At 74.0% G+C, this 9,560-nt stretch carries 9 protein-coding genes; 4 read left to right on the forward strand and 5 right to left on the reverse strand.

Annotated elements, in window-relative coordinates; genetic code table 11:
* Window positions 1-2,043 (reverse strand): MMPL family transporter (locus E1281_RS32740; protein ID WP_131883587.1); only part of this gene is annotated, 2,043 nt, incomplete at its 3' end.
* Between the two features lie 240 nt (window positions 2,044-2,283).
* On the opposite strand from E1281_RS32740, the gene E1281_RS32745 reads away from it, so the two are divergent.
* The gene (locus tag E1281_RS32745; RefSeq protein ID WP_207943625.1) at window positions 2,284-3,516 is read left to right on the forward strand and encodes a sensor histidine kinase; all 1,233 of its coding nucleotides are present in this window, start codon (window positions 2,284-2,286) and stop codon (window positions 3,514-3,516) included.
* Window positions 3,513-4,190, forward strand: a complete 678-nt coding sequence (locus E1281_RS32750) for a response regulator transcription factor (RefSeq protein ID WP_131883589.1) — start codon at window positions 3,513-3,515, stop codon at window positions 4,188-4,190. Before E1281_RS32745 ends, E1281_RS32750 begins: the two co-directional genes overlap by 4 nt.
* 49 nt (window positions 4,191-4,239) lie before the next feature.
* Here E1281_RS32750 and E1281_RS32755 read toward each other — a convergent pair whose 3' ends face one another.
* Both E1281_RS32755 and E1281_RS32760 read right to left on the reverse strand, forming a co-directional pair.
* A complete protein-coding gene (locus E1281_RS32755; RefSeq protein ID WP_131883590.1) occupies window positions 4,240-5,004 on the reverse strand; it encodes an alpha-L-rhamnosidase C-terminal domain-containing protein in 765 nt (254 codons plus the stop codon).
* A 120-nt stretch (window positions 5,005-5,124) separates the two neighbouring features.
* Window positions 5,125-5,838, reverse strand: coding sequence for a TetR/AcrR family transcriptional regulator (locus E1281_RS32760; protein ID WP_131883591.1), 714 nt, complete (start codon window positions 5,836-5,838; stop codon window positions 5,125-5,127).
* A 102-nt stretch (window positions 5,839-5,940) separates the two neighbouring features.
* Between E1281_RS32760 and E1281_RS32765 the strand changes: the two genes are divergently transcribed.
* Window positions 5,941-6,912: an ATP-binding cassette domain-containing protein gene (locus E1281_RS32765; protein ID WP_207943626.1), complete on the forward strand. Its 972-nt coding sequence runs from the start codon at window positions 5,941-5,943 to the stop codon at window positions 6,910-6,912.
* Window positions 6,912-7,742 (forward strand): ABC transporter permease, encoded by an 831-nt coding sequence (locus tag E1281_RS32770; RefSeq protein ID WP_131883593.1) that lies wholly within the window; start codon window positions 6,912-6,914, stop codon window positions 7,740-7,742. The genes E1281_RS32765 and E1281_RS32770 overlap by 1 nt, the downstream gene beginning before the upstream one ends.
* A gap of 56 nt (window positions 7,743-7,798) precedes the next feature.
* On the opposite strand, the gene E1281_RS32775 is transcribed toward E1281_RS32770, so the two are convergent.
* Together E1281_RS32775 and rsgA are read right to left on the reverse strand one after the other, a co-directional pair.
* Window positions 7,799-8,317, reverse strand: coding sequence for an N-acetyltransferase (locus E1281_RS32775; RefSeq protein WP_131883594.1), 519 nt, complete (start codon window positions 8,315-8,317; stop codon window positions 7,799-7,801).
* Window positions 8,314-9,405 carry a ribosome small subunit-dependent GTPase A gene (gene rsgA, locus E1281_RS32780; protein ID WP_207943627.1) on the reverse strand — a complete coding sequence of 364 codons (1,092 nt, stop codon included), beginning with the start codon at window positions 9,403-9,405 and terminating at the stop codon, window positions 8,314-8,316. Before rsgA ends, E1281_RS32775 begins: the two co-directional genes overlap by 4 nt.
* Between the last annotated feature and the right edge of the window lie 155 nt (window positions 9,406-9,560).

Below are 9,560 nucleotides of genomic sequence, written 5' to 3' on the forward strand. Positions count from 1 at the left end.
GCCCAACAGGGCCATGGTCGCGGGAACGAGGAGCATCCGGACGACCGTGGCGTCGAGCAGGATCGCCGTGGACAGGCCCAGTCCGAGCATCTTCACCAGCGGTGACGGGTGCGCGACGAAGCCGAGGAAGACCACCGTCATGATCAGAGCGGCGGAGGTGATCACCCGGCCGGTGCCCGCCAGGCTGCGCGCGACAGACTCGGTGCTGTCGCCGGTGGCGTCGTAGCTCTCGCGGATGCGGGAGAGCAGGAACACCTCGTAGTCCATGGACAGGCCGAACAGGACCGCGAAGAAGATCGTGGGCAGCGGTGAGGCGATCGCATACGTTCCGTCCAGGCCGAACAGGTCCGCGCACCACCCCCACTGGAACACCGCGACCACGACGCCGTAGGCGGCGCCGATCGACAGCAGGTTCATGACGGCGGCCTTCAGCGGTACGACGACGGCGCGGAACAGCACCATCAGCAGCAGGAACGACGTGGCCAGGACCGCGGCGATGAAGATCGGGAGGGTCTTGTCGAGCTGCCGGGTGAGGTCGTCGGTCATGGCCGTCATGCCGGAGACGGCGACGTTGGCGGGGACCAGGTCGCGGACGCGTTCCAGCGTCCGGGAGGTCTCGGCGTCCGCGGGGGCGCTGGTGGGGAACGCGGGCACGACGACCGCGTCCCTTTGGGGAGAGGTCCGCGGCGAGCCCACCGCGGCGATGCCGGGGTCGGCGGCGAGACGTTCGGTGAGGTCGGGGATGGTCTGGGCTGTCACGCCCGGGCGGCGCAGGTCGGCGACGAGCAGCAGCGGGGCGTTGTGGCCGGGGCCGAATCCTTCCGCCAGCAGGTCGTACGCGCGGCGGTGGGTCGTGCTCGTGCTGTCGTCGCCGGCGTCGGGGTAGCCGGTCTGCATCCACAACGCCGGGGCGGCGAGCGTGAGCAGCAGCGCCGATGCGCCGAGCAGATACGGCCAGGGGCGGCCCGAGACACGATGCGCCAGACGCCACCATGCCCTGTCTTCGGTGCGCTTGGCGGAGGAGCGGCGGCGGACGACGCGTCCGGCGTCGATGCGGTCGCCGAGCAGGGACAGCAGTGCGGGCAGCAGGGTGAGGGCGGTGGTCACGGCGAAGAGCACGACCAGCGCGGTGCCGAGCCCGACCGAGGCCAGCAGGCCCAAGCCGGTCAGCAGCAGCGCCGACATCGCGACGATGACGGCGCCGCCGGCGAACAGGACCGCCGCGCCCGCCGACGCCATGGCGTTCGACAGTGCGGTGCGGTTGTCCTGGCCTGCCGTCCGGTTCTGGCGGTAGCGGGCCACGATGAACAGGGCGTAGTCGATGCCGACGCCCAGACCGATCAGCATTCCGACGCTCGTTGCGGCGCTCGTAACGTCCATGGCATGGGCCAGCAGCGCGATGCCGGACAGCCCAGCGGCCACCGTGACCATCGCGATCGCGATCGGCACCAGGGCGGCGACGACCGTTCCGAAGACGATGAGCAACACGACCAGGGCGGCCAGCAGACCGGCGACCTCGGTGCCCGAGGTCTCGGTCTCGGCGTTGATGAACGCGGCGTCGCCGCCGACCTCCGCGACGGCGCCGGCGGCCCGTACCGGCTCCAGCGCACCGGTGATCGTCTTCACCGGCTCGGGGCCGAGCCCGGCCGAGGGCCGGTCGAAGGTGACCTCGGCGTAGCCGATGCGCCCATCGCGCGACACCGTGCCGGTGGCGAACGGGTCGGCGACGGCGGCCACGTCCTCGGCATCGGCGATCCGGGCGAGGGCCGCCTGGATGGCGGGTCGGTAGCGGTCGAGCCGGTCACCCTTCGGAGCGGCGAAGACCGCCTTGGCGCTGCCACCGGCCGCCTGCGGGAAGCGCTCCTCCAGAAGCTCCATCGCCCGTTCGCTCTGGCTGCCCGGAGCGACGAGGTCGTCGGCGAACTTGCCGCCCGCGGTGCCCGCCAGCCCGATGACCAGGACGGCCAGGAGAGTCCAGAGCCCGATCGTCAGCCATGGTCGGCGGGCGCTGGCGTCGCCGATGCGACGGATGACGCGATGCATGACGGTGCTCCTTCGGGGGGGCGGATGCGGCGGCGAGTGCGCCGGGGTGAGCTGTCGCATCCACCGTGCTCGCCGGGGCCGCCGCAGTCGCCCGTCCACCGGCGGAACCGATCCCCGTCGCGCAGCGGAGGCCCGCTCCGCCTCGCGGCGGATGACCGGTGTGTCGGTTCCCGCATACGGTGGCCCCGCGCCCGCCGACAAGCCGCGGAGGGGCACCGCATCTCGCATCGTGGAGCGCTGGTGAACCGCACGACGCCGCCTTCCCGCCCGCCCGCCGAGGCCGCGGCAGGCCGCCCCGGAAGGCCCCGGGGGCCCTTCGCCGGCCGGCCGCGCGCCATGGACGCCGTCCTCGCCGGGCTGGTCCTCCTCGTGCTGGTGCTCGTGCACGACATGCCCGGAGACGACCTGGCCTTCCGTCCCCTTCGCGACCTCAACCTCGCCGCCCTGCCGGTCTTCGCCGCGAGCGGTACGGCGTTGTACTGGCGGCGCCGGGCCCCGCTGGCCGCGCTGAGCGTCACCTTGATCGCCTGGGCCCTGTTGCTGCCGACCACGCGCACCCTCGTCGGCGTTCCGGTGCTCATCGCCCTGTACAGCGCCGGGCGGTACTCGCCGGACTCATGGCGGGGGCCCGCGGGCGTCGTGGCGGCCGTCGCCCTGGTCATTGTTGACCTGCGCACGGAATCCACGCCGTGGAGTGAGGCCGTCTTCGGGGTCATCGTCATGGTCGGGCTGTGGTACGTGGGGCGCGGTCTCCGGCTGCGCGATCGCCACGCCGCCCGGCTCGTCGCCGAACAGGCCGCCGAGGCCGTCCGCATCGTGGCCGAGGAGCGGACGCGCATCGCCCGCGAGCTGCACGACGTGGTGGCCCATCGGGTGAGCGTCATGACCGTTCAGGCGGGCGCGGCCAAGGCGATGGCCGCGCACGCCGCCGACCGCCCGATCCCGGAGCAGGCACTGCGGGCGATGGGGGCGGTCGAAGAGGAGGGACGGCAGGCGCTGGCCGAGCTGCGCCACCTGCTCGGCGTCCTGCGTCCTGAGAACGATGCCGGGGGCCCCGAGCCCCAGCCCGGCCTGGCCGACGTTCCCCGCCTCGCCGACCAGATCCGCGCAACGGGCGTCGCGGTGACCCTGTCGCTCGCCGCGCTCCCGACCGGCCTGCCCGCTCGCGTGGACCTGTTCGCCTACCGGATCGTCCAGGAGGCGCTCACCAACGTGCTCAAGCACGCCGGTCCCGGCGCCCACGCGGACGTCCGGCTCGGGGCCGCCGGCGGCGAGGTCGTCATCGAGGTGCGCGACGACGGCGGCGGCATCGCCGCGCTGCCGGGAGACGCCCGGGACGGAACGCGCGGCCACGGCATCGTGGGGATGCGGGAGCGGGCGTTACTGTTGGGCGGCACACTCGACGCCGGGCCGCGTCCGGACGGCGGGTTCGACGTCACCGCCCACCTGCCCACCGGAGGCGAGCACGCGTGAGCATCCGTGTCGCCATCGTCGACGACCAGGCCCTCGTCCGCGGCGGCTTCGCCATGATCTTGCAGATCCACGACGACATCGAGGTCGTCGCCGAGGCCGGGACCGGCACCGAGGCGATCGAGGCGGCGCGCCGGCACCGGCCCGACGTGATCCTCATGGACATCCGGATGCCGGACATGGATGGTCTGGAGGCCACCGAGCGGGTCCTGGCCGAATCCGACTGGAACGTCAGGGTGCTCATCCTGACCACGTTCGACCCGGACGAGTACGTCTACCGGGCGATGCACGCCGGTGCCAGCGGCTTCGTCCTCAAGGACATCCCACCCGACCAGCTCGCCACCGCCGTGCGCACGGTCGCCGACGGCGGCGCTCTGCTGGCCCCCTCGATCACCCGCCGGCTGATCGGCCGGTTCGCCCGGCGGCTGAGCGTCAACACCGCCGTGGCCGAACGCCTGGAACGACTCACCGACCGCGAGCGCGAAGTGATGGCCGCCGTGGCCCGCGGGTCGAGCAACTCCGAGATCGCCGAACAGCTCTTCATCGGACCCGCGACCGTCAAGACGCACGTCTCCGGCATCCTCACCAAGCTAGGCCTACGTGACCGCGCCCAGATCGTCATCTTCGCCTACGAGAGCGGCCTGGTCGAGGCAGGCGACCGCAACATCGGCCACTGACCGGTGGTGGCGGGCCTACACCGCCTTTGAGCCGCTGGGCGGTCGGGGGTCAGGGTTCTCGCTGGAGGGTAGCCGTCGGCCGAGCGGAGCCAGGAGATGGAGGACCCACTCCCGGCGGGACGGCGATGTCCAGCGAGAGTTCGCCGTCGGCGATCTGCCAGCCGACCTCGATCCGCCCCCGCACCGTGTCGTGGGCGGTACGCGCCCAGGTGAGCCCGCCGCCGGGTTGCGGGGCGATCCGGACCCGCCGGTAGCCGGCCTCGATGCGCTGCAGTCCTCCGACGACGCGGTGCAACCAGTCGGCGATGGCCCCGAGCGCGTAGTGGTTGAGGGAGGTCATGCCGGTGGCGTTGACGGTGCCGTCCGGGAGCACCGAGTCCCATCGCTCCCAAGTGGTCGTGGCGCCCATGGTCACGGGGTACAGGAATGAGGGGCACTCCGTCTCCAAGAGCAGACGGTAGGCGGCGTCGAGGTGGCCCGTGAGAGTGAGTGCGTCGGTGACCGGGGGGCCGGCGAATCCGGTGGTGATCCGGTAGCCGCGTCGCGCCACGACTTCGGCGAGCCGGTCTTCGGCCCTCTGGCGTTGTACTGCATCGAGGACGTCCAGCGTGATGGCCAGTGCGTAAGCGGTCGCCGTCTCGGCGACGAGCCGCCCGGACGGGGTGACGTATTCACGGTGGAACGCGGCCCGGACCCGTTCCGCTGGGCCCGCGAACTCTTCGGCGTCGTCGTCATATCCGAGAAGCCGGGCTGTCGCGGCGTGACCGCGAAACCGGGGGAGTATCAAAGGTCCGAGGAACGGGGGGGAGCTCATGGTCGGTGAGCCGGGTCATGGTGTCGGCCACCGCCGCGGCGGTCGGTTCGCCGAGGCGTCCCAGAAGTCGCCCGTCGGCGAGGAAGGGGACCTGGTCGGCGTGGCGCGGTCGGGGCGCGGTCAGGGCAGGGCGCAGGCGATGCAGTCCAGGACGCGCTCCAGGCCGTAGCGGAACCGCTCCTCGCCGGACATGTGGGGCAGCCGCGCGTCCCTGACCACACGCTCGAACATGGGGTGGGCGCCGGCGTCCAGCAGTTCCCGGACGTAGGGGCCGCTGCGCATCATCCACATCTCGGGCGTCATCCCGCTCCGGCGCCGCTCGCGCGCCCGTTCGATCTCGCCGCGCACGACGTGCTCGACGTAGCCGTTCAGCATGTCCAGCAGGGTGAGGGCGTCGTCGACGGGGATGCCGACGTCCAGCGCGCCGATCGCGAACTCCATCAGCCGCAGCTCGTTGGGGCCGAGCGTGGGGCGCGTGCGGTGCAGGCCGGCCAGCCAGGTGTGCCGCAGCCACATCGCGCGGGTGTTCCCGGCGACCAGCGCCAGGTCGGCGCGCCAGTCGCCGGACGGGCGTGCCGGGATGTCCGTCTCGACCAGGACGTGGTCGAGCATCAGCTCGATCAGGTGGTCGCGGGAGGGGACGTAGCGGTACAGCGACATCGCGCCGGTGTCCAGCTCGGCGGCGATGCGGCGCATCGAGGCCGCCTCCAGGCCGTCGGCGTCGGCGATGCGGACCGCCGCCTCGGTGATCTGGGCGCGGCTGTAGGCGGGGCGCGGGCCGCGGCCCTGCCGCTCCGGGATCGACCAGATGCTGACGTGCTCGCCGCGGGCCACCGGACCTCCTCGTCCTCTTTCCGAGCATCCTAGTTGCGTACGGCGTACCCAGTGCTTAGGCTGGCACCCTGAAACGCGTACACCGTACCCAGAGGGGGCATCGTGACGGACGAACCGATCGTGGTCGCCGAGGCGCTGCGCAAGCGCTACGGCGGCACCCCGGCCCTGGACGGCCTCGACCTCGCCGTCCCCGCCGGCACCGTCTGCGGGGTCCTCGGCCCCAACGGCGCCGGCAAGACCACCGCCGTGCGGATCCTGGCGACGCTCGCCGACGCCGACTCCGGGCACGCCCGCATCGCCGGGCACGACGTCGCCCGCGACCCCGGCCGGGTGCGGGCCCTGATCGGGCTGGCGGGGCAGCACGCCGCCGTCGACGAGAAGCTCACCGGCCGCGGCAACCTGCGCATGTTCGGCCGCCTCTACCACCTGTCCCGCCGCGACGCGCACCGCCGCGCCGACGAGCTGCTGGAGCGGTTCGGTCTCACCGACGCCGCCGACCGGCAGGTCACGGGCTACTCCGGCGGGATGCGACGCCGCCTCGACCTGATCGCCAGCCTCATCCTGCGTCCCCGGGTGCTGTTCCTTGACGAGCCCACCACCGGGCTGGACCCCCGCAGCCGCGGCGAGATCTGGGACGCGGTCCGCGACCTGGCCGCCGGAGGCACCACCGTCCTGCTCACCACCCAGTACCTGGACGAGGCCGACCGCCTCGCCGACGACATCGCCGTCGTCGACCGCGGCCGCGTCATCGCCACCGGAAGCCCCGACCGGCTCAAGAACTCCATCGGCGACCGCCTCGACGTCGTCCTGGACGACCCCGCCGCCGCCGGCACCGCCGCCAGGGTCCTGCACGACCTCTCCGGCGCCCACCCGGCCCTGGACGGAGGCCGCCTGTCGGTACCGCTGGCGGCCGGGAGCCTCCGCCTCGCCGACGTCGTCCGCGAACTCGACCACGCCGGCGTCGCCGCCGCCGACCTCTCGCTGCGCCGCCCCACCCTCGACGAGGTGTTCCTGCGCCTCACCGGCGACGGCGAACCCGCCCGGCCCGGCCGATCCGGCGTGGAGGCCGCCTGATGACCGGCGCCCCGGCCGCCGCGGTCTCGCGCGCCGGACGGCTGCGCTGGGCGCTCACCGACGGCGCCACCCTCGCCGGCCGCGAGCTGAGCCGCCTGCGGCGGGAACCCGGCGAGCTCGTCGCCGCCCTGGTCTTCCCGGCCGTCATGGTCGTCCTGTTCGGCTACGTCTTCGGCAGCGCCATCGCCGTCCCCGGCGGCGGGGACTACCGCGAGTACCTGATGCCCGGCCTGTTCGCCATGGTCACCTTCACCGGCACCATGGCCGTCACGACGCGCGTCGCCACCGACGCCTCCCGCGGCGTCATGGACCGGTTCCGCTCCATGCCGACGGCCCGCTCGGCCGTCCCGTTCGGGCAGACCGGCGCCGAGGCCCTCAACGGGATCCTCGGCATGGCCGTCATGGCCGCCACCGGGCTGGCCGTCGGCTGGCGCGCCCACAACGGCCCGTGGCCCACCGTCGAGGCGTTCATGCTGATCGCCCTGATGCGCTACGCCCTGAGCTGGGCAGGCTGCTACCTCGGCCTCGTCGTCCGCAACGAGCAGACCGCCGACCAGCTGCTCCCGCTGGTGTTCCCGATCACCATGCTGTCCAACTCCTTCGTCCCCACCGGCGGCATGCCCGGCGCGCTGCGGGTGGTCGCCGAGTGGAATCCCGTCAGCGCCCTCACCGCCGCCTGCCGCGACCTGTTCGGCAACCCCGGCGCCCCGGCCGGCGACACCGCCTGGCCGCTCGCCCACCCCGTCGCCGCCACGCTCGGCTGGTCGGTCCTCCTGCTCGCGGTCTTCATGCCGCTGTCGGTGCGGACCTACCGGCGCCGCGGCCGCTGACCCCGGGGGAGCGGGCCGTGGCCGGCGGCGGAGGCGCCGACGGCCACGGCCCCACCTCACACGCCGAACGGCGGCGGGTAGGCGATCGTCCCGGACGGGACCGCGCCCGGGCCGTCCAGCACCAGCGCCATCAGCGCCTCGTCCGGCACGTCGAACGCCGCGCGGACCCCGAGCTCCGACGCCCGCACGAACCCGAACCTCGGGTAGTACTCCGGATGCCCGAGCACCACCACCAGCCGCTCACCGGCCTGCCCGGCGGCCCGCTCGGCCGCCGCGTCCAGGACCGCGCGGGTCGCCGCGCCGCCCGCGCCGCGCCGCTGGTACCGCGGCAGGACCGCCACCGGCGCCAGCGCCAGCGCGCCCGACCCGCAGACACGGCACCGCGTCAGCAGCGCGTAGCCCGCGATCCGGCCGTCCGGGGCCTCGGCGACCGCCGACAGGCCCGGCACCCACGCCGCGTCCCGGCGCAGGGCGTCCACCAGGTCGGCCTCCTCGGCGGTCGGGAACGCCGCCTTCACCACCCGGCGGACCTCGCCGGCGTCGGCGGCGGTCTCCGGCCTCGTCGTCCACGTCACCGGTCCCGCCCCCGCTCCTTGTACATCTGCCGCTGCCACCGCTTGAGCGACTTCCACCGGTCGTTGCGCTCGGCGCGCAGCCGCGCGTCGCCGCGTGCGGCGATCCAGTCGTTCTCGCGTTGCAGCTTGCGGTAGCTGGCCAGGCGGCGGGACGGCAGCGTCCCGTCCTCGATCGCGGCCAGGACGGCGCAGCCCGGCTCGGTGCGGTGGGCGCAGTCGCCGAACCGGCACCCGGCGGCCAGGTCCTCGATGTCGGCGAAGACCTCGTGCAGCCCCTCGGACGCGTCGTACAGGCCGACGCCGCGCAGGCCCGGCGTGTCGATCAGGACCCCGCCGCCCGGCAACGGCAGCAGCTCCCGCCGGACGGTCGTGTGCCGGCCCTTGCCGTCCTGCTCCCGGACGGTGCCGGTGGCCAGCGCCTGCGTGCCGAGCAGCGCGTTGCCGAGGGTGGACTTGCCCGCGCCCGACGGCCCGACCAGCACCACCGTGCCCGCCAGGACGGCGCGGACCACGTCGACGCCGTCGCCGAGCGCGGCGCTGCACGACACCACGTCCACGCCCGGGGAGGCGGAGGCGGCCTCCGCCTCGGCGTCGGCGACGGCGCCGGACGCCTCGTCGGCCTTGGTGAGCACGATCACCGGCCGCGCTCCGCTCTCGAAGGCCAGCGCCAGCAGCCGCTCGACGCGCCCCAGGTCCGGGCGTGCGGCCAGCGAGACGGTCACGGCGACGGTGTCGACGTTGGCGGCCAGTACCTGGCCGCGCGAGTCCCGCGACGCCGACGACCGCACGATCGCGGTCCGGCGCGGCAGCAGCGCCGCCACCGTGGGCCGCCCGTCCGGGCCGTCCGCGCGCAGCGCCGCCCAGTCGCCCGTGCACGGCGCCGCCAGCGGGTCATCGGACGAGGCGACGGGCCCGGTTCCGGCCCGCATGGGGCCGTCCTCGGTGACCACGTCGCACAGGCCGCGGTCGACCGCGGCCACGCGCGCGGGGATCAGCCCCGCCGCGCGATGAGAGGTGAATTCGTTCTCCAGGGCCGCGTCCCAGCCGTAGTCGGCCAGGCGGGACGGCCCCGCGAATGCGAAGGACAATGTTCTGGAACCCTTGCGTGAAGAGGGCCCCGGCGCGCACGCGCCGCAGTGGAATGCGGGACGGGATCAGCCGGCGGCCCGGGAGTTGAGGACAGGCTGAATGCTGCGGGCAGCAGCCACCGCAACGACGGCCATTCGTCCCCACCTCCTTCACG

It is taken from the genome of Actinomadura sp. KC345 (genome assembly GCF_004348515.1).
Lineage (GTDB): Bacteria > Actinomycetota > Actinomycetes > Streptosporangiales > Streptosporangiaceae > Spirillospora.

What these genes read in the sequence shown, in the direction of transcription:
- E1281_RS32770 (WP_131883593.1), top strand. Translation starts at nt 6,912, where the DNA reads ATGACCGGCGCCCCGGCCGCCGCGGTCTCGCGCGCCGGACGGCTGCGC.
- E1281_RS32755 (WP_131883590.1), bottom strand. Translation starts at nt 5,004, where the DNA reads ATGAGCTCCCCCCCGTTCCTCGGACCTTTGATACTCCCCCGGTTTCGC.